Raw genomic sequence first — 18,347 nt, 5'->3', positions numbered from 1 at the left:
GTCGGCGAAGGGGGCGGGGCATGATCGACGGCGCGCCGGCGGGCACCGCGACGCGAGCGCGGCCGAAGGACGCGCCCTGCGCGCCGCCTCCCGCCCCCGGACGGGACGCCCGGGCCGGGGACGCCGCACTGCGCGGCCTGGCCGAGGCGCTGCTGATCGCCGGGGTCTCGCCGGCGCTGCCGGGGATCGCGCTCCTGCGCTCCGGGCGCGTCCGGTGCGGCTCGGCGCTGCTCGCCGGGCAGGCGCTCGCGCTGGCGGCCGCCGCCCTCGCCGCCGGGCACGGCCCGCCGGCCGGGCCGGTCTGGCCGGCCGCCGCCACGGCCGGCTGCGTGCTGCTCGCGGCGCTGTGGGCGGCGCTGATCGTCCATGCCTACGCCGTGCTGGTGCCGGACGGGCTGCCGCCGCTGCTGCGCCTCGCCGGCGGCACCACCGTCGCCGTCCTGTGCCTGCTGGTGATCGTCCCGCCGCTCGGCGCCGCCCGCGCGCTCGCGCCCGGCGCCGTCCGGAAGATCATCCCGGCTTCCCTGACGGGGACGGATTCAATATCCTGGATCACAGCTGTACCAGAGGCCACACCCGCTCGCATGCGGTCGACTCCCACGCAACCTTTGCCCGGTTCCGCGCGTCCATAATGTGAGCCAGGGCTTAAATCACCGTGGGTGGGAATCGGAGCGTACATGGGTCGGTCCGCGAGGCGGCATGCCCGGGGAAGGGACGAGGACGGCACCTCCGGCGGAGCCGGGGGTCTCCCTCGCGCGCTGGCGCTGACGCTGGCGTCCGCCCTGGTGTGGGGCATCGCCCACTTCGCCGCGGGCCGCCGGATCGCCGGCGGGCTGCTGCTCGCCCTGTACCTGACGGTCGCCGTCGCCATGGCGGGCGCGGCCACGGTCTACCGCTCCGACCTGGTGCACCTCGCGGTCCAGCCGGCGGCGCTGCAGCGGATGTCCGGCGGGCTCGTCGCGCTCGGGGTGGTGTGGATCCTCGTGGTGATCCGCTCCTACCTGGTGCTGCGCCCGGCCCGCCTCGCGGTCGGCGCCCGGGCGCTCGGCGCGGCCTCCGTCGCGGTGATGTGCTTCGCCGTCGCCGTGCCGGTCGCGTGGTCGGCGCACAGCACCTACGTCTACCGGAACGCGCTCACCAGCATCTTCCGCAGCGGCAGCGAGAACGGCAAGAAGGTCGACGCCGAGGACCCCTTCAACGGCGAGCCCCGCGTCAACGTCCTGCTCCTCGGCGGCGACGCGGCCTCCAACCGCACCGGCGTGCGCACCGACAGCATGACGGTGGCCAGCGTCGACACCAAGACCGGCGACACCGTGCTGCTGAGCCTGCCGCGCAACCTGGAGAGCTTCCCGATGCCGCCCGGCCCGGCCCGCGACCGGTTCCCCTACGGCTTCACCGGCGACGGCCCGCAGAACCCGGGCCTGCTCAACGAGGTGTACGAGTACGCCGAGAACCACCCCGACGTGGTGCCCGGCGTCGCCAAGAACCACCGCGGCCCCGAGCTGCTGAAGGCCACCATCGCGGGCATCCTCGGCGTGCGCGTCGACTACTACATCCTCGTCGACATGTTCGGCTTCGCCGACATCATCGACGCCATGGGCGGCGTCAAGATCAAGATCACCGAGCCGATCCCGTACGGGCTCCAGGGCGCCGTCCTGCAGCCCGGCGACCGGACGCTGTCGGGCAAGGAGGCCCTCTGGTACGGGCGGTCCCGCACCAACAGCAGCGACTACGTCCGGATGAGCCGGCAGAAGTGCCTGATGCGCGCGATCGCCGAGCAGGCCGACCCGCAGACCGTCCTGCGGAGCTTCGACAAGCTCGCCGCCGCGGCCAAGCGGACGCTGTCGACCGACATCCCGCAGGAGCTGCTGCCCGCGCTGGTGAAGCTGTCGAACAAGGTCAAGAACGGCGCGCAGATCCGCAGCCTGCAGTTCGTCCCGCCGCTGATCTACACCGGCAACCCCGACTTCGACAAGATCCGCAAGCTGACGTCCGAGGCCGTCAACAGCGACCCCCGGCAGGTCAGCGCCAAGCCGAGCGGCACCCCGGGCGGCACGCCGGGCACAACGCCGACCCAGTCGCCGGACTCCCCGGACGGCTCCGAGTCCCCCAAGCCCGACAGCAAGCCCGTCTCCCTGAAGAGCAGCTGCCCCTGAGCCGGCCCCGGCCGGCCCGGAACGCCCGCGCCCGCGGGGTTTCCCGGCGCCGGGCGGCAGGGGAAACTGGGCGCGTGAAACGGGCGCATCGGGTGCGGCAGTTGGTCAACGCGGTCAACCTGTCCACGGGGCTGGGGCTCCTGCTGGCCGCGACCACGGCGCGCGGCGCGGGGTTCCGCAGGGGCCCGGACGGGCTGATCGTGGCGGGCGGCTACCGGCTGCCGGTGCCGGTCGCGTCCGCGTTCACGGTCGGCAACGTGATCCTGCTGCGCGGCGACGCGTCCCGGCTGTCCGACACGTCGCGGCTGCTCCGTCATGAGGGGCGCCATTCGACGCAGTACGCCTGGTGCCTCGGCGTCGCCATGATCCCGCTCTACGGGGCGTGCGCGGGCGTGTCGATGCTGCTGTGCGGGGACTGGGCGTCCTACAACCCGTTCGAGCGCCTCGCCGGCCTCGCGGACGGCGGATACGAGCGGCGGCCGCTCCGCCCGTTCCTGCGGCGGTCCTGACCCGCGCCGATGTCCGCGCCGGTCCGGCGAGGGGGGATCATTGAGGGAGACGACTACCTCGAAGGGCTGGTACGGGTGCCTCTGATCCAGGGCTGCGACGCCTTCCACGTGGCGATGCCGCGCGGAAGGCGGCCGGAGAGCGTCCTCGTCCGCCTCCACGGCGGCGGCGACGCGGTCGGCTGGGGCGAGATGCCCGTCCCGGGCGGCGCGGCAGGCGCGGGCCCGGCCTGGGCCGACATCGAGGAGCGCATGGGCCCGGCCCTGATCGGGCTCGACTGGGACCGTCCCGAGGACGTGTCCGCCGCCGCGGACCTCGGCGCCAGCGAGGCCGCCGCGGCCGTCGACACGGCCTGCTGGGACCTGTGGTGCCGGACGCGCGGCCTGCCGCTCGCGCACGCGCTCGGCGGCACCCGCACGTCCATCGTGACGGGGTCGCGCATCTCCCCGGAGCCCGCGCTGGACACGGTCACCCTGCGCGTCAACAAGGCCGTCGGGGCGGGCCACACCCGGGTCACGCTGGACGTCCGCCCCGGCTGGGACATCGAGCCCGTCCGGGCGATCAGGCAGGCGTATCCGGCGCTGGCGCTGGTCGCCGACGCGGGCCACGCCTACACCGAGTCGTCCGACCACATGGCGGTGCTGGAGGCCCTGGACGCCTACGGCCTGGCCGCGATCGAGCGCCCGTTCCCGTCCGGGGACCTCGCCGCGCACGCCCGGCTCCAGCTCCGGGTCGGTACCGCCATCGCCCCCGCCGTCGGCGACCTGGACACCCTGGACGCGGCGCTGTCGCTGCAGGCCGGCCGGGCGCTGCACCTGCGGCTGGACCGGCTCGGCGGGCTGACCGCGGCCCGCAGCGCCCACGACCTGGCGTACGCGGCGGGATGGGACGTGTGGTGCAGCGGGTGCGGCTCGTTCGGCATCGGGCAGGCCGCCGCGGTCGCCCTCGCCGCGCTGCCGGGCTGCACGCTGCCGAGCGACGTGTCCGACCCCGCGGGCGGGCCGGTGTTCGTCACCCCGCCCGTCCGCTCGTCCGGCGGCGTCGTCGGGGTCCCGCTCACCCAGCCGGGCCTCGGCCACGAGATCGACGAGGCGCGCATCGAGCGGCTGGCGACCCGCCGCATGCGCCTGTCGACGTGACGCCCGCCCCGGTCTGGGTGGTGGCGGGCCCGCCCGGCTCCGGCAAGACGACCGTGTCGGACCTGATGCTGGAGCGGCTGCTCCCCGTCCCCGCGCTTCTGGACAAGGACACGATGTACGGGCCGTTCGTCAAGGCGACCCTCACGGCGTTCGCCCGGGACCCGGGCGAACGGGAGGGCCCGTGGTACGACGAGCACGTCAAGCCGCACGAGTACGCGGGGATGACCGCCACCGCGCGGGAGATCCGTTCCCGCGGCTGCCCGGTGCTGCTGAGCGGCCCGTTCACCGGGCAGATCCGGGACGCGTCGCGCTGGACGGAGTGGACGGCGTCCCTGGGCGGCCCGCCGGTGCGCCTGGTGTGGGTCAGGACGGACGCCGCGACCCTCCGCCGCCGCCTGGAGGACCGGGGCTCCCCGCGCGACACCGGCAAGCTGGCGGACTTCGACGCCTTCGCCGCCCGGATGCTGCCGGAGACGCCTCCTCCGGTGCCCCACGTGGCCGTGGACAACCGCCTGACCGCGCCGGCCCCGCTGGAGGCACAGCTCGACGCTCTCCTCGTCTGAGGCCGCTCAGACGCGCTCCTCCGGCGGCTCGTCCCGCTGCTGCGGAATGTACGGCTGGGGCTGACCGTACGGGCCGGGCGGCGGCTGCCGGCCTGGCTGCCCGTACGGTCCCGGCTGGTGCTGGCCGGGCTGCGCATACGGGTCGGGATGGGCGTACTGGCCCGGCTGGGCATAAGGGTCGGGCTGCGCGTGCTGACCCGGTGGCGCATACGGGTCGGGCTGCGCGTGCTGACCCGGTGGCGCATACTGCCCAGGCTGGGCGTACGGGCCAGGTTGAGCGTACGGGCCAGGTTGAGCGTACGGGCCAGGTTGAGCGTACGGGCCAGGTTGAGCGTACGGGCCAGGTTGAGCGTACGGGCTCGGCTGGGCGTACTGGTCGGGTCGGGTGTACGGGTCGTAGTGCGGTTCGGGTGGAAGGATCGCGGGCGTTTCGGGGGGCTGCGGGAGCGGTTCGTCCTTGCGGGCCGCGCGGCGGTCGTTGTAGGCGTTCTTGAGGCGGCCTCCGAGACGCCTGCCCATGTCGCCGGCCTGCTGGGCCCGTTCGCCGTGCATCGCGTCCTGCATCCTGGTGACGGACCGGCGGCCGAGCTCCTGTGCCTGCCGGCCGCGCTCGGAGTGCAGGGCCCGCTGCATCGACTCGGCCTGGGCGAGCCGGGCGGCGTTGTCGCGGACGGCCCGGCCCGCGACCTGGCCCGCCGCCTGCGTCCCGTCCCAGGCGACGCCGGCGCCCTGCCGGGCGGCCTCGGCGGCACGCCGGTAGCCGCCCGCGCGGACCAGGACGGTGCCCGCGAGCAGGTCGGCGAGGGTGCGCCGCCGGGCGCCGACGAGGGCGGGTGCGCTGTTGGCCAGGAACACCGCCACGGCGGCCGCCCACACCACGAGGGCGAAGAAGAACATGCCGTGCAGGAGGAGGATCCATGCGGTGCAGTACAGGCCGGTCCCTCCCGCGGTGGTCACCAGGGAGCGGCGCAGGGCGCGGGACTTGGCGGTCTTCGCGTCCGCCACGCGCAGGTCGAGCACGGCCTTGCCGATGGTCCGCCCGGTCATGGCCTGGCCCGCGAACTGGTGCAGGAACTCGACGAGGATGAGCAGCAGCAGCGCCTGCTCGATGGCGCCGGCGATCTCGTGCCAGATGTCCAGCCCGAAGTCCTTGGCCGCGTTCTGGACGTCGCCGCCCGACAGCAGGAGCCCGCCGGTCGCGGACAGCGCGTCCCACCACAGCCCGTCGCCCAGGACGCCGTTCAGCCGTCCCCACGTCATCATGCCCAGGAGGACGGCGGCGCCGATGATGAGCGCGGTGTCGATGCTCCAGGCGGCGAGGCGCCGGCCGCGCGGCGCGGCCGGGGGCGCCTCCGGCTGGTCGGGCGGAGGGACGGGCGGGGGGCCGCTGGGCAGCGGAACAGGCGGCGGACCGTACACGGGAGTCCCTCGGGTCGCGTTGTCAAGTTGGTCGAAAAGTCCCGAACGGTCAGGAGTGTAGGGCGCTCGATGCCTCCCCGCCACCGCGTCAGTAGGACTTGGGCAACCCGAGCGAGTGCTGCGCGACGAAGTTCAGGATCATCTCGCGGCTGACCGGCGCGATCCGCATGAGCCGCACGACCCCGGCGAGCATCCCGACGCCGTACTCGGTGGTGAGGCCGTTGCCGCCGTGCGTCTGGATGGCCTGGTCGACGCAGTGGATCGCGGCCTCGGCGGTGGCGTACTTGGCCATGTTCGCGGCCTCGCCGGCGCCCATGTCGTCGCCCTGGTCGTAGAGCCAGGCGGCCTTCTGCGCCATGAGCCGGGCCAGCTCCAGCTCGATCTTCGCGGCGGCGAGCGGGTGCGCGAGGCCCTGGTGCGCGCCGATCGGCGTCTTGAACACCTGCCGTTCCCTCGCGTAGGCGGTCGCCTTGCCGAGCGCGAGCCGGCCGATCCCGGCGCCCATGGCGGCGGCCATGATCCGCTCGGGGTTGAGGCCGGCGAACAGCTGCAGCAGGCCGCCGTCCTCGTCGCCGACGAGCGCGTCGTAGGGCAGCCGGACGTCGTCGAGGTGGCAGACGAACTGCTTCTCCGGCGACACGATCTCCATGTCGATAGGGGTGAAGGTGAAGCCCGGCACGCCCGTCGGGACGATGAACAGCGAGGGCCGCAGGTTCCCCTTCTGGTCCTGCGTGCGGGAGACGAACAGGACGGCGTCCGCCTCGTCCACGCCGGAGATGAACGTCTTCTGCCCGTTCAGCACCCAACCCCCGCCGTCGCGGCGCGCCGTGGTGGTGATGCGGTGCGCGTTGGAGCCGGCGTCGGGCTCGGTGATCGCGAACGCCATCTTCACCGAGCCGTCGGCGAAGCGCGGCAGCCAGTGCTTCTTCTGGCCGTCCGTGCCGGACCGGGCGATGATCGTCGCGCAGATCGCCGGGGACACGACCATGAGCAGCAGCGGGCAGCCCGCGGCGGCCAGCTCCTCGCACACGGCGGCGAGGTCGCCGATGCCGCCGCCTCCGCCACCGTACTCCTCCGGGACGTTGACGCCGAGGTAGCCGAGCCCCGCGGCCTCGGCCCACAGCTCGTCGGTCTTCAGCCCGGCCCTGGCCTTCTCCACGTAGTAGGAGGAACCGTACTTGGCACCGAGTTCCGCGACGGCCGCGCGCAGCGCCTGCCGCTCCTCGGTCTCGACGAAGCTCATCCCGGGGTCCTTTCGATGACGGCGAGGACGGCGCCGGACTCGACCTGCCGTCCCGCGGCGACGTTCAGTTCGGTGACCGTCCCGGCGGACGGCGCGGCGACGCGGTGCTCCATCTTCATCGCCTCCAGGACGACGAGGACCTGCCCCGCGGCGACCTCCGCCCCCGCCTCCGCCTCGACGCGCACGACGGTCCCGGGCATGGGGGCGAGGAGGGAGCCGGGGGCGATCTGGTCGCTCGGGTCGGCGAACCGCGGGACGACGTCCAGCGTCACCGGGCCGAGGCGGGAGTCGACGTGCACGCGGTTTCCGGCCGCGGTCACGGTGAAGGTCTCGCGGAGGCCGTCACGGTCGAGGACGACCTGCTCCGGTGCGGCGCTCACCAGCGAGACGCCGGGGAACCGCTCGGAGGTGAGCCGGCCCCGGTTCAGGTCGTAGTCGACGTCGACGCGGCCGTGCGGTCCGTGGAACGTCCTGCGCTGCGGCTGGGACCGGACGTTGCGCCAGCCGGACGGGAGGCCGCCGAGCACCGCGGCGCCGGCCCGGCTCGCGGCGGCCTGGGCGAGCGCGGCGGCCAGCGCGGAGATCCGCACGGCCGCCTCGTCCGCCAGCGGCGCGGCCAGGGCGCCGAGGCCGACGCGGTCGAGGTAGCCGGTGTCGGTGTCGCCGTCCAGGAAGGTCGGCTCCTCCAGGATCCGGACGAGCAGGTCGCGGTTCGTGGTCAGGCCGTGGATGCGGGCGCCGCGCAGCCCGGCGGCCAGCCTGCGGGCGGCGGCGGCCCGGGACGGCGCCCAGGCGATCAGCTTGGCGAGCATCGGGTCGTAGTGGACGCCGACCTCCGCGCCGCTCTCGACGCCGCTGTCGAGCCGCAGCCCGTGCGCGGCGGGGACGGCGAACGCGGCGTCGGCGCCCGGCACCTCGAAGGTGTGCAGGGTGCCGCTGGCGGGCCGCCAGTCCTGCGCGGGGTCCTCGGCGTACAGGCGGACCTCGATGGCGTGGCCGCGGGGTTCCGGCACGTCCTTCGGCAGCCGCGCGCCTTCGGCGACCTCGATCTGCAGCCGTACGAGGTCCACGCCGTACACGCACTCGGTGACCGGATGCTCGACCTGCAGCCGGGTGTTGACCTCCAGGAAGAAGAAGCGGCCGTCCGGGGCGAGCATGAACTCGACCGTGCCGGCGCCCTCGTACCCGATCGCGCGGGCCGCGTTCGCCGCCGCCTCGCACAGCCGGGCGCGCAGGTCCGGCCCGACGGCCGGGGACGGCGCCTCCTCGACGATCTTCTGGTGGCGGCGCTGGATCGAGCACTCGCGCTCGCCGAGCGCCCACACGGTGCCGTGCGCGTCGGCGAGGATCTGCACCTCGATGTGCCGGGCGTCCTCCAGCAGCGGCTCGCAGAACACGGTCGGGTCGCCGAACGCCGACTCCGCCTCGCGGCGGGCCGCCGCGAGGGCGTCCTGCAGCCCGCCCGGCTCCCGGACGATCCGCATGCCGCGCCCGCCGCCGCCCGCAGACGCCTTGACCAGCAATGGGAAGCCGTCGCCGGGCACGCCGGCGGGGTCGAGGTCGGGCAGGACCGGGACGTCCGCCGCGGCCATCAGCTTCTTCGCCTCGATCTTGGAGCCCATCGCGGCGATCGCGGCGGGCGGCGGGCCGACCCAGGTCAGCCCGGCGTCGATGACGGCCCGCGCGAAGTCCGCGTTCTCCGACAGGAACCCGTAGCCGGGGTGCACCGCGTCGGCCCCGGCCTGCTCGGCCACGGCGAGGATCCGCCCGGCCGACAGGTACGTCTCCGCGGGCGACGCGCCGGGCAGCCGTCCCGCCGCGTCCGCCTCCCGGACGTGCGGCGCGCCCGCGTCCGGGTCGGAGTGGACGGCGACCGTCGCGATGCCGAGGTCGCGGCAGGCGCGCAGGACGCGGCGGGCGATCTCGCCGCGGTTGGCGACCAGCAGACTCTTGATCATTTGTACGCTCACATCCGGAAGACGCCGAAGCCGTCGGCCCCGCGCACGGGCGCGTTGCAGACGGCGGACAGGCACAGCCCGAGGACGGTGCGGGTGTCGCGCGGGTCGATCACGCCGTCGTCGTAGAGGCGCCCCGACAGGAAGAACGGCAGCGACTCGGCCTCGATCTGCGCCTCGACCATCTCCCGCATCGCGCGGTCCTGGTCCTCGTCGTACACCTGCCCGCGCGCCTCGGCCGCCTGCCGCGCGACGATCGACAGCACGCCCGCGAGCTGCTGCGGCCCCATCACCGCCGACTTGGCGCTCGGCCACGCGAACAGGAACCGCGGGTCGTACGCGCGGCCGCACATGCCGTAGTTGCCCGCCCCGTACGAGGCGCCCATCACGATCGAGATGTGCGGGACCTTGCTGTTGGCCACCGCGTTGATCATCAGGGCGCCGTGCTTGATGATCCCGGCCTGCTCGTACCCCTTGCCGACCATGTAGCCGGTCGTGTTGTGCAGGAACAGCAGCGGGGTGTCGCTCTGGTTGGCGAGCTGGATGAACTGCGCCGCCTTCTGCGCCTCGTCCCCGAACAGGACGCCCTGCGCGTTGGCGAGGATCCCGATCGGGTGGCCGTGGACGCGCGTCCAGCCGGTGACCAGGCTCGTCCCGTACAGGGGCTTGAACTCGTCGAACCGGGACCCGTCGGCGATCCGGGCGATGACCTCGCGCGGGTCGAACGGGATCTTCAGGTCCTCGGGGACGATCCCGGCCAGTTCCTCCGCGTCGTACAGGGGTTCCTCCACCGGGCCCGGGGCGGGGCCGAGCTTGCGGTGCCCGAGGTTCTTCACGATCTGGCGGCCGAGGCGCAGCGCGTCCGTCTCGTCCGCGGCCATGTAGTCGGCGAGCCCGGACGTGCGGGCGTGCATCTCGGCGCCGCCCAGTTCCTCGTCGGCGGCCTCCTCCCCCGTCGCCATCTTCACCAGCGGCGGCCCGCCGAGGAACACCTTCGCGCGCTCCTTGACCATGACGACGTAGTCGCACATGCCCGGGATGTACGCGCCGCCGGCGGTGGAGTTCCCGAACACCAGCGCGATCGTCGGGATGCCGGCCGCCGAGAGCCGGGTCAGGTCCCGGAACATCCGCCCGCCCGGGATGAAGATCTCCTTCTGGGTCGGCAGGTCCGCGCCGCCCGACTCGACCAGGTTGATGAGGGGGAGCCGGTTCTCCAGGGCGATGTCGGACGCGCGAAAGCTCTTCTTCACGGTCCACGGGTTGCTCGCCCCGCCCCGGACCGTCGGGTCGTTCGCCACGATCACGCATTCGACGCCCTCGACGACGCCGATGCCGGTGACGATGCTCGCCCCGACGGGGAAGTCGCTCCCCCATGCCGCGAGCGGGCTCAGCTCAAGGAACGGCGAATCGGGGTCGAGCAGCAGCTCGATGCGTTCCCTGGCCAGCAGCTTCCCGCGCTTTCGGTGGCGGGCGACGTACTTCTCGCCGCCGCCCTCCAGCGCCTTCGCGTGCTCGGCGTCCAGCGCGGCCAGCTTCTCCAGCATGGCCTCGCGCCGTTCCCGGTACTCCGGGCCGTGGGTGTCCAGGGTGCTCTTGAGCGTCACAGGATCGTCTCCGGGATGTCGGCGAGGCGGGACCGCAGCCACTCCCCGAGTGCCTTGCCCTGCGGGTCGAACCGGGTCGAGGCCGACACCCCCTCCTGCAGCAGCCCTTCGACGACGAAGTTCACCGCACGCAGGTTGGGCAGCACGTGCCGCCGGACGACGTGGTCACGGGTCTCCGGGAGCAGCTCGCGGATCTTGTCGATGGTGAGGAAGGGCTCCAGCCAGCGCCACTGGGCGTCCGTCCGGGCCCACACGCCGATGTTGGCGTCCCCGCCCTTGTCCCCGCTCCGCGCCCCGACGACCCGCCCCAGGGGTTCACGGACGGTGCCCGACGGACCGGGGTTGTCCACAGATGCGGGTTCGGCCCCCAACCCGGGACCTGGGCGTTCGACACTGGGATTGGGCTGGACCCCCCGGGCGGGTGGGGACTGGGCGGAGACACTTTGGTCCCCCCCTCCCTCGGCAGCCGGGGACTGGGCGGGTGAGGACTGGGCGGGTGAGGACTGGGCGGAGAAACCTCGATCCTCCCCTCCCTCGGCAGCCGGGGCGGGGCCGCTGGCCGGAGCCGGGGTGGAGTCGTCTGTGGGGAGTGGAGTGACGGTGGGGGGCGGTGCGATCGGGATGCGGGTGCCCTCGTGGGTGACCGCCACGTGGTCGACCATGTCGTTGGGGACGAACGCCGGTTTGTAGACGCCGTAAGGGCTGCCCTTGCCGGGCGGGGACGTCATCGTGAAGCCCGGGTAGCCGGCGAGGGCGAGTTCCACGGCGGCTCCGCTGAAGGCGCGGCCCGCCTTGTCCGGGTCGGGGTCCAGGACGGCGCAGCGCAGCAGGGCCGTGGCCTCGCCCTGGGTCGCCGGGTCGGGTTCGGCGGTGCCGATGAGGGTCCACTCGACCCGGGCGGGGTGAGCGTCGCCGAAGGCCTCGTCGAGCTGCGCCTTCGCGAACTCGGCCTTCGCCTCGATGTCCAAGCCGGTCAGGACGAACGTCATCTCGTTGCGGTGGCCCCCGAGGTGGTTCAGGCACACCTTCGTGGTCGGCGGCGGCGGGACGCCCCGCACCCCGCCGATCCGCACCCGGTCGGGGCCGTCCTGCGCGAGCTCGATCGTGTCGAACCGCGTCGTCACGTCCGGGCCGGCATAGACCGGCCCGCCGATCTCGTACAGGAGCTGGGCCGTGACGGTCTCGACGGTCACCGCGCCGCCGGTGCCGTCGTGCTTGGTGATCACGCTGGAGCCGTCGGGGCGGATCTCGGCGATCGGAAAGCCCAGCGCCTTTACATTGTAGATCTCCTGGAAGAAGGCGAAGTTGCCGCCCGTCGCCTGGGCGCCGCACTCCAGGACGTGCCCGGCGGCCGTCGCGCCGGCCAGCGCGTCCCAGTCGTCGCGCGCCCAGCCGAAGTGCGCGGCGGCCGGGCCCACGACCAGCGACGCGTCGGTGACGCGGCCGGTCACCACCACGTCGGCCCCGGCCCGCAGGCACTCGGCGATCCCCCACGCGCCGAGGTAGGCGTTGGCCGTCAGCGGCGGCCCGTAGCGCTCGTCCGCCGGCCAGAGCTCGCCCGCCCGCGCCAGCAGGTCGTCGCCTTCGACATGCGCGATCCGGACGTCGAGGCCGAGGCGGGCGGCGAGCTCACGCAGCCGGTCCGCGAGCCCGCGCGGGTTGAGCCCGCCCGCGTTCGTGACGATCTTCGTGCCGCGCTCCGCCGCGAGCCCGAGGGACTCCTCCATCTGCCGCAGGAACGTCGTCGCGTACCCGGCGTCCGGGTCCTTCATCCTGCCCCGGCCGAGGATCAGCATCGTCAGCTCGGCGAGGTAGTCGCCGGTGAGGACGTCCAGCGGCCCGCCCTCCAGCATCTCCCGGACCGCGGAGAAGCGGTCGCCGTAGAAGCCCGAGGCGTTGCCCACCCGCAACGGTTGGCTCATGCCAGCACCCTGCCAGCCCGTCCCGAAAAAATCAATCGCGCATGATTGTTTCTCGCCGTGATCCTTTGGTTGACTGGAAGGCCACCGACCCGAGGACCGCATGACCGCCCAGGCACTCCCCCGCGAGCCCCAGCAGGACCGCAGCCGCGCCACCCGCCGGCGCCTCCTGGAGGCCGCCGTCGGCTGCCTGGCGTCCGTCGGCTGGGCGGGGACGACCGTCGCGGTGGTCGCCGAGCGCGCGGGCGTCTCCCGGGGCGCCGCCCAGCACCACTTCCGGACGCGCGAGGAGCTGGTGACGGCGGCCGTGGAGTACGGGTCGGACGTGCGGATGGCGCAGATGCGCGAGCGCCTGGACGCGCTCGCCGACCACCGTCCGTCCACGCTGGACGTGGTGACCCTGCTCGGCGAGATGTACACCAGCCCGCTGTTCCGGGCCGCCCTGCAGCTCTGGGTCGCCGCCAGTTCCGACGAGCAGCTCCGCGCGCGGATCGTGCCCCTGGAGGCCAAGGTCGGACGCGAGGCGCACCGGCTCACCGTCGAGGCGCTGGGCGCGGACGAGTCCGTCCCCGGCGTCCGCGAGACGGTGCAGGCGACCCTCGACCTCGTCCGCGGCCTCGGCCTCGCCGACCTGCTCACCGACGACTCGGCGCGCCGCACCCGCCTGCTGAGGCAGTGGGCGATCACCCTGGACCGGGCGCTCGGCCGCTGACCGGGCCCGCCCGGGTCAGAGAGGAATCTCCCGCAGGGGATCGCCGCCGTCGATGAAGAGGCGGCCTCCCGGCGCCAGCACGGCGGCGATGCGCTCCCTGGCCTTGCGCCCGGCCTCGGGGTGTCGGCCGTCGAGCGCCCCGACCCGCACGGCGAGGACGAGGTCGAAGGGGCCTTCGCCGGGTTCCGGGGTGAACCCCTCGATGGCCGCCCGCCGGACGCTCATCCGTCCGGACGCGATCTCCTCGGCCGAGGACGCCTCCGCCTGCGCGATCGCCTTGGCGGAGCGGTCGATCGCGAGGATGTGCCCGGTGTCCAGCCGGGCGGCGATAGCGCGGGCGGCGGCCCCGGGTCCGCACCCGATCTCCAGGACGCGCATGTCCGGCGTGAGCGGCAGCGCGTCCACGATCTCGGCGAGCCGGGCTGAGAGCGGCGGCACGCTACCTCACCTCCAGGTTCTGAATGCAGAGGTCACGCGGCAGCACGATAGCGGGATGGACGGCCTCGCGCGTCGCCGAGGCCGTCCAGTCCGCCGGGCCTCGCGCGTCCTCTGGCAGACTCGTCCGGTCGCGGTCGCGGACGGGGATCGGGGAGGTCGAATGCTGCACCTGCTGCGGCTGGAGTACACGGGTTCGGAGCAGGCGGCCGAGCCGCATGTCGCCGGTCACGTGGCGTTCCTCGAACGGCACCATGCCGCCGGCAAGTTCGTCCTCTCGGGCCAGACCGTCCCCACCTCGCAGGGCGGGCTCATCATCGCCGTGGGCGTCGACCGCCAGGGCGCGGAGGACATCGCCGCCGAGGACCCCTTCGTCAAGGCGGGAGTCGCCCGCTACCGCATCACCACCGTCACCCCAGGACGCGCCCACCCGGACCTTGCCCGGCTCTGGAGGTAGAGGTCGCGGAGCAGCGCGATCCCTGCTTCGTGGTGGACGACCTCACGGTTGATGTACAGGACGAGCGCGACGAAGGGGAAATCCTCATACCCCCCCGCGCCTGCCGCCATCGGGCTCGTCGCCTCCCCCTGTGGGCGGACGCTCCAGCCTCCCGGCGCCGGCTCCCAGAAGTACTCATCATCGGGTGAGCCCCTCCAGCCGCGGCCCCACCGGTTCCGCCAGTACCAGTCGAGCTGACCGGGCCAGCCGAGATCCATCCCAGCAGCCTAGGCACTTCCCGCGCGCAGGCCTGCGTCGCGCTTCTCGCCACATCGGCCGACGCGGCCGCCTCCGGCCATGTCGGGCACATCACGTTGACGCCGACACATGATCGGCAGACTCTGAACGTATGTTCAGAACAAGCGTTCAAAACGCACGCCCGCCGAGGGCGGCGCCGCGGTTTCCGGTGTCGTGCGAGGTCGCGGTGCTCGGCGGGGGCCTGGCGGGCATGGCGACGGCGGCCCGGTTGCAGGCGGCCGGGGTGTCCACGCTCGTCGTCGAGGCGCACGGGCACGTGGGCGGCTGCGCCGGCTACTACCGGCGGCGGGGGTTCTCGTTCGACGTCGGCGCGACGACCATGGTCGACTTCGAGCCCGGCGGCGTCGGAGCGGAACTGCTCGACGCGATCGGCATGGACCCGGTCCCCGGGGAGGCCCTGCCCGGTTACGTCGGCTGGCTGCCCGACCGCACGGTGACCCTCCACCGCGACACCCGGGCATGGCATCGAGAGCGGCTGCGGGCCCTCGGCGACGGCCCCGCGCACCGCGCCTTCTGGACGCGGCTCGATCACCTGGCCCAGGTGTTCTGGGACGCGAGCCGCGCCGGGGTACGGCTGCCGGTTCGGCGTCCCGCCGACCTGACCCAACCTGCGGGCCCTCGGGCCGCGGGGCCTCCCGCTCACCCGGCACCTGAACACGACCCTCGGCGACGTCCTCGTCCGGCACGGCCTGCGCGGCGACAAACCGCTCGTGGGGCTGCTGTCGATGCTCGTCGAGGACACGGTGCACAGCACCGTCGACCGCGCCCCCCTGATCAACGCCGCGCTGGGGGTCACCATCCGCGGTGCCGGGCTCACCCGCGCCGACGGCGGGATGCGCGGCTTCTGGCGCCGCTTCCTCGCGCACTACCGCGGTATGGGCGGCCGGCTCCGGGTCGGCTGCCACGTCGACCGGGTCACCGGACGCGACGGAGCGTTCGACGTCCACACGAAACGCGGCGTCGTCCACGCCCGGCAGGTGGTGAGCGCCCTGCCGGCGCCGACGACCGCGCGTGTCGTCCCGGACGCCGCCCGGCCGCTGCGCCCCTACCTGGAGCGGGACGAGAAGGACATGGGCGGCGCGATCGTGGTGTTCCTCGGCGTGCCGGAGGACGAGGTCGCCGGCCAGGAGTTCACCCATCACCAGCTGCTCCAGGACTACGACCGGCCGCTCGGCGACGGCAACAACATGTTCGTGTCGGTGTCCGCGCCGGGCGACACCGACAGCGCACCACCGGGCGACCGCGCCGTGATGATCTCCACGCACACCGCGCTGGCGGACTGGGAGGGCCTGCCGGACGCCGACTACGAGGTCCGCAAACGGGCCGCAGGGGAGCATCTCGTCGGCCTGGCCCGCCGCGTCCATCCGAACCTCGGCGAGCGTGCCCGGGTGTGGGACGTCGGCACGCCCCGGTCGTACGAGCGCTTCGCGTTCCGGCCCGGCGGCGCGGTCGGCGGTGCGCACCAGACGCCGCGCAACGCCAACCAGAACGCGATCCCGCACTCGCTCGGCGTGCCGGGCCTGTGGCTCGTCGGCGACTCGACCTGGCCGGGGCTGGGCACCGTCGCGTGCGCGCTGGGCAGCAGGATAGTCGCGGACGAGGTGCTCAGGACCGCGCGCCGGACGGGGGTGTCCCGATGATCCCCAGGCTTTCCGAACTCGGCCCCGACCTGCTCGTCACCACGCGGCGGCGACGCGTCCTCACCCTGTCGCTGCCGTACGCCGGGATCGTGCTGTTCGCGGCCGTGTGGGCGGCCGGATGGTGGTGGTTCACCCCACTGGTCGCCTTCGGCATCTTCGTGGCGGTGGTGACCGCGACGCACGACGTCGTCCACCGGTCACTAGGGCTCGGGAGACGGTCGACCGAGTGGTTCCTGTTCCTCCTCGGCGCCGTGCTGCTGGAGAGCGGCCACGCCTACCGCGCCACCCACCTGCAACACCACCGCACCTTCCCCAGCGACGAGGACCCGGAAGGCCATCCAGCGGACCTGTCGGCGGTCGGCGCGGTCCTGTACGGACCGGTGTTCCTCGCCCGCCTGTGGGGGTGGGCGTTCCGCCGTGCCTCCGTGAGCCAGCGGGCGTGGCTGCTGGCCGAAGCGGCCCTGCCGTTCGCGGCCGTCGGCGCCGGGCTGCTCTTCTCCCGGGGCCTGCTCGTGTACGCGGTGATGGTGCTCGTGGGAAGCTGGGTGTATCCGCTGCTGACCGTCCACCTGCCGCACCGGCATTACGGGGACACGCCGCTCACGCAGACCCACACCCTGCGCGGCCGCGTCGTTCCCGCCCTGTTCCTGGAGTTGACGTACCACTTGGAGCACCATCTGTACCCGCAGGTGCCGAGCCACCATCTGTCCCGGCTCGCCCGCCGCCTCGACCCCGTCCTCGCGGAGGCCGGAGTACGGCCGCGGAAGGTGATCTGACGGCCGTGACTCCTCCGCTCCCTGAAGGGAGCGGCTTCTCGCTAGGCCGCTTCCGCGGCGTCGCGAAGGGCAAGCCCTGCCCTCAAGATGTTGATCGCCGCGCTCACGTCGGCGTGCGCGGTGTGCCCGCACGCCGTACACGCGAACGCGGCTTGGGTGACGCGGTTCTCCGCAGCGCAGTGCCCGCAGCGGGCACACGTGCGGGAGGTGTTGCGGTGCGCCCTGACGAACAGATGCACGTGGTCGGGCATCACCTCAAGCGCCACGATCTGCCACCCGTGCCCGTCGGCCTTGGCGCGGATCAACTCCTCCAGGCGGTCCTTGACCCGGCCGCCGAGGACGGGCAGCGGTACTTGGCGCACCACACCACGTGGTACCCGAGGTCATACGCCGCACCGGGAGAAGTGCGCACCCGACGAGTCACACGCTCATTACACGAGCGTTGCCTATCTAACGAGGTCGGAAGGATGAACCAGTGCGCACTTCGTGCTTAATCCTGTCCCGCTGGCGCGGGCCAGCCCCTACCGGGACCCCGATACACCCGTCGCCTGAAAGCCACGGTCCACTCGGGAGGTTTTGATGGCGCCCCGCGCGGAAGCGAGGAGACGTCTGCTCGAGGCGGCCATCAGGACGCTGGCCGTCGAAGGCTACGGCGGGACGACCGCCCGCTCGATCGCCAGGACGGGCGGTTTCGCGCCGGGCGTCATCTACTACCACTTCGAGGACCTGGAAGACCTGTTCGTCGCCGCCCTCGGCCATACGAGCCGGGCGCGCAGGGAACGCTACGAAGAGGTCCTCGACTCCTGCTCGGACGCCACCGAACTGCTCGCCCGTCTCCGCGAGCTGTACGCCGAGGACATGCAAGACCAGGGGCACATCGACGCCGTCCAGGAATTGTTCAGAGCGTCGTCGGCGTCGCCTCGGCTGCGTGACGAGCTGCTCGCCCATGTCGAGTCGTGGTCGGAGTTCGCCGCGGCCACGGTGCGCCGGCTCGTCGCCGGGACTGCCTTCGAGAGCCTGGTCCCGTCCCGCGACCTCGGCATGATCGCCGTCGCGATGTTCCTCGGCGTGCAGACTCTCACTCATCTGGACGGCGACCGGTCCCGCATCGAATCGCTCTTCACCACGGCCGAACCGGCCGCCATCCTCTGGGACACCTTCGCCGGACGCGGCGGCCCCGCACCGGAGAAATGAGAAAGGCCCCGCCGAAATCGGCGGGGCCTTCCTGCAATATAGGTCCGGCGGTGTCCTACTCTCCCACACAGTCTCCCATGCAGTACCATCGGCGCTGAGAGGCTTAACTTCCGGGTTCGGAATGGGACCGGGTGTTTCCCCCTCGCCAAAACCACCGAACGCCTCAACGCACCACCCCCCAGCGGGGGTGTGCAAGTCTCAACGTCCGAGCCAGGCTCGGTATTCACTTGATTAATGCGGGTTCCCGGTTGTTTTCCAGGAACCACACAGGGACGCGAACAACTCACAACAGCGATTCGGTTTGAACGTCATGTGTGTTCAAGCCACTCGG

At 73.1% G+C, this 18,347-nt stretch carries 17 protein-coding genes, 1 rRNA gene and 1 pseudogene; 11 read left to right on the top strand and 8 right to left on the bottom strand.

Going from position 1 to position 18,347, the window contains the following annotated elements; genetic code table 11:
• Positions 1–20 precede the first annotated feature (20 nt).
• From BM339_RS18420 to BM339_RS18400, 5 genes are all read left to right on the top strand, one after another.
• Positions 21–632 carry a hypothetical protein gene (locus BM339_RS18420; RefSeq protein ID WP_024934941.1) on the top strand — a complete coding sequence of 204 codons (612 nt, stop codon included), beginning with the start codon at positions 21–23 and terminating at the stop codon, positions 630–632.
• 45 nt (positions 633–677) lie between these two features.
• Entirely contained in the window at positions 678–2,156 is a 1,479-nt protein-coding gene (locus BM339_RS18415; protein ID WP_021599896.1) for an LCP family protein, read from the top strand.
• A 74-nt stretch (positions 2,157–2,230) separates the two neighbouring features.
• A complete protein-coding gene (locus tag BM339_RS18410; RefSeq protein ID WP_024934942.1) occupies positions 2,231–2,665 on the top strand; it encodes a hypothetical protein in 435 nt (144 codons plus the stop codon).
• A 75-nt stretch (positions 2,666–2,740) separates the two neighbouring features.
• Positions 2,741–3,802: an enolase C-terminal domain-like protein gene (locus tag BM339_RS51465; RefSeq protein ID WP_075021669.1), complete on the top strand. Its 1,062-nt coding sequence runs from the start codon at positions 2,741–2,743 to the stop codon at positions 3,800–3,802.
• Positions 3,799–4,365, top strand: a complete 567-nt coding sequence (locus BM339_RS18400; protein WP_075021668.1) for a P-loop nucleotide/nucleoside kinase family protein — start codon at positions 3,799–3,801, stop codon at positions 4,363–4,365. The genes BM339_RS51465 and BM339_RS18400 overlap by 4 nt, the downstream gene beginning before the upstream one ends.
• Positions 4,366–4,371: 6 nt before the next feature.
• Here the strand turns inward: BM339_RS18400 and BM339_RS18395 are convergent, their stop codons facing one another.
• From BM339_RS18395 to BM339_RS18375, 5 genes are all read right to left on the bottom strand, one after another.
• Entirely contained in the window at positions 4,372–5,784 is a 1,413-nt protein-coding gene (locus BM339_RS18395) for an RDD family protein (protein WP_075021667.1), read from the bottom strand.
• Positions 5,785–5,872: 88 nt separating this feature from the next.
• Positions 5,873–7,027, bottom strand: a complete 1,155-nt coding sequence (locus BM339_RS18390) for an acyl-CoA dehydrogenase family protein (protein ID WP_021600301.1) — start codon at positions 7,025–7,027, stop codon at positions 5,873–5,875.
• Entirely contained in the window at positions 7,024–8,985 is a 1,962-nt protein-coding gene (locus BM339_RS18385) for an ATP-binding protein (RefSeq protein ID WP_075021666.1), read from the bottom strand. The genes BM339_RS18390 and BM339_RS18385 overlap by 4 nt, the downstream gene beginning before the upstream one ends.
• A gap of 8 nt (positions 8,986–8,993) precedes the next feature.
• Entirely contained in the window at positions 8,994–10,586 is a 1,593-nt protein-coding gene (locus BM339_RS18380; protein WP_177287727.1) for an acyl-CoA carboxylase subunit beta, read from the bottom strand.
• Positions 10,583–12,508, bottom strand: a complete 1,926-nt coding sequence (locus BM339_RS18375) for an acyclic terpene utilization AtuA family protein (RefSeq protein WP_075021665.1) — start codon at positions 12,506–12,508, stop codon at positions 10,583–10,585. Before BM339_RS18375 ends, BM339_RS18380 begins: the two co-directional genes overlap by 4 nt.
• A gap of 100 nt (positions 12,509–12,608) precedes the next feature.
• Between BM339_RS18375 and BM339_RS18370 the strand changes: the two genes are divergently transcribed.
• Entirely contained in the window at positions 12,609–13,217 is a 609-nt protein-coding gene (locus BM339_RS18370) for a TetR/AcrR family transcriptional regulator (RefSeq protein ID WP_021598136.1), read from the top strand.
• A 15-nt stretch (positions 13,218–13,232) separates the two neighbouring features.
• On the opposite strand, the gene BM339_RS18365 is transcribed toward BM339_RS18370, so the two are convergent.
• The gene (locus BM339_RS18365) at positions 13,233–13,655 is read right to left on the bottom strand and encodes an SAM-dependent methyltransferase (protein WP_075021664.1); all 423 of its coding nucleotides are present in this window, start codon (positions 13,653–13,655) and stop codon (positions 13,233–13,235) included.
• 160 nt (positions 13,656–13,815) lie between these two features.
• Between BM339_RS18365 and BM339_RS18360 the strand changes: the two genes are divergently transcribed.
• The 4 genes and pseudogenes from BM339_RS18360 to BM339_RS18345 all read left to right on the top strand — a co-directional run bounded on the left by BM339_RS18360 (position 13,816) and on the right by BM339_RS18345 (position 16,822).
• Positions 13,816–14,109, top strand: coding sequence for a YciI family protein (locus tag BM339_RS18360; RefSeq protein ID WP_075021663.1), 294 nt, complete (start codon positions 13,816–13,818; stop codon positions 14,107–14,109).
• A gap of 388 nt (positions 14,110–14,497) precedes the next feature.
• Positions 14,498–14,755, top strand: a pseudogene (locus tag BM339_RS51460) (NAD(P)-binding protein); the annotation flags it as partial.
• A gap of 361 nt (positions 14,756–15,116) precedes the next feature.
• Complete coding sequence (locus BM339_RS50705) at positions 15,117–16,046, top strand: phytoene desaturase family protein (protein WP_218163686.1); 930 nt, start codon at positions 15,117–15,119, stop codon at positions 16,044–16,046.
• A complete protein-coding gene (locus BM339_RS18345) occupies positions 16,043–16,822 on the top strand; it encodes a fatty acid desaturase family protein (protein ID WP_021598140.1) in 780 nt (259 codons plus the stop codon). Before BM339_RS50705 ends, BM339_RS18345 begins: the two co-directional genes overlap by 4 nt.
• A 41-nt stretch (positions 16,823–16,863) precedes the next feature.
• Here the strand turns inward: BM339_RS18345 and BM339_RS52850 are convergent, their stop codons facing one another.
• On the bottom strand, positions 16,864–17,184 hold the full coding sequence (locus BM339_RS52850) for a zinc ribbon domain-containing protein (protein ID WP_412517551.1): 321 nt from the start codon (positions 17,182–17,184) through the stop codon (positions 16,864–16,866).
• A 217-nt stretch (positions 17,185–17,401) separates the two neighbouring features.
• Here BM339_RS52850 and BM339_RS18335 point away from each other — a divergent pair, with 217 nt between their 5' ends.
• The gene (locus BM339_RS18335; protein ID WP_075021661.1) at positions 17,402–18,016 is read left to right on the top strand and encodes a TetR/AcrR family transcriptional regulator; all 615 of its coding nucleotides are present in this window, start codon (positions 17,402–17,404) and stop codon (positions 18,014–18,016) included.
• A 42-nt stretch (positions 18,017–18,058) separates the two neighbouring features.
• On the opposite strand, the gene rrf is transcribed toward BM339_RS18335, so the two are convergent.
• Positions 18,059–18,175, bottom strand: a 5S ribosomal RNA gene (gene rrf, locus BM339_RS18330).
• Between the last annotated feature and the right edge of the window lie 172 nt (positions 18,176–18,347).

Origin of the sequence: Actinomadura madurae (assembly GCF_900115095.1) — a bacterium.
Classification (GTDB): Bacteria; Actinomycetota; Actinomycetes; order Streptosporangiales; family Streptosporangiaceae; genus Spirillospora; species Spirillospora madurae.
Note: the sequence above shows the minus strand (reverse complement) of the source record. Positions and strands in the feature narration are given on the sequence as shown.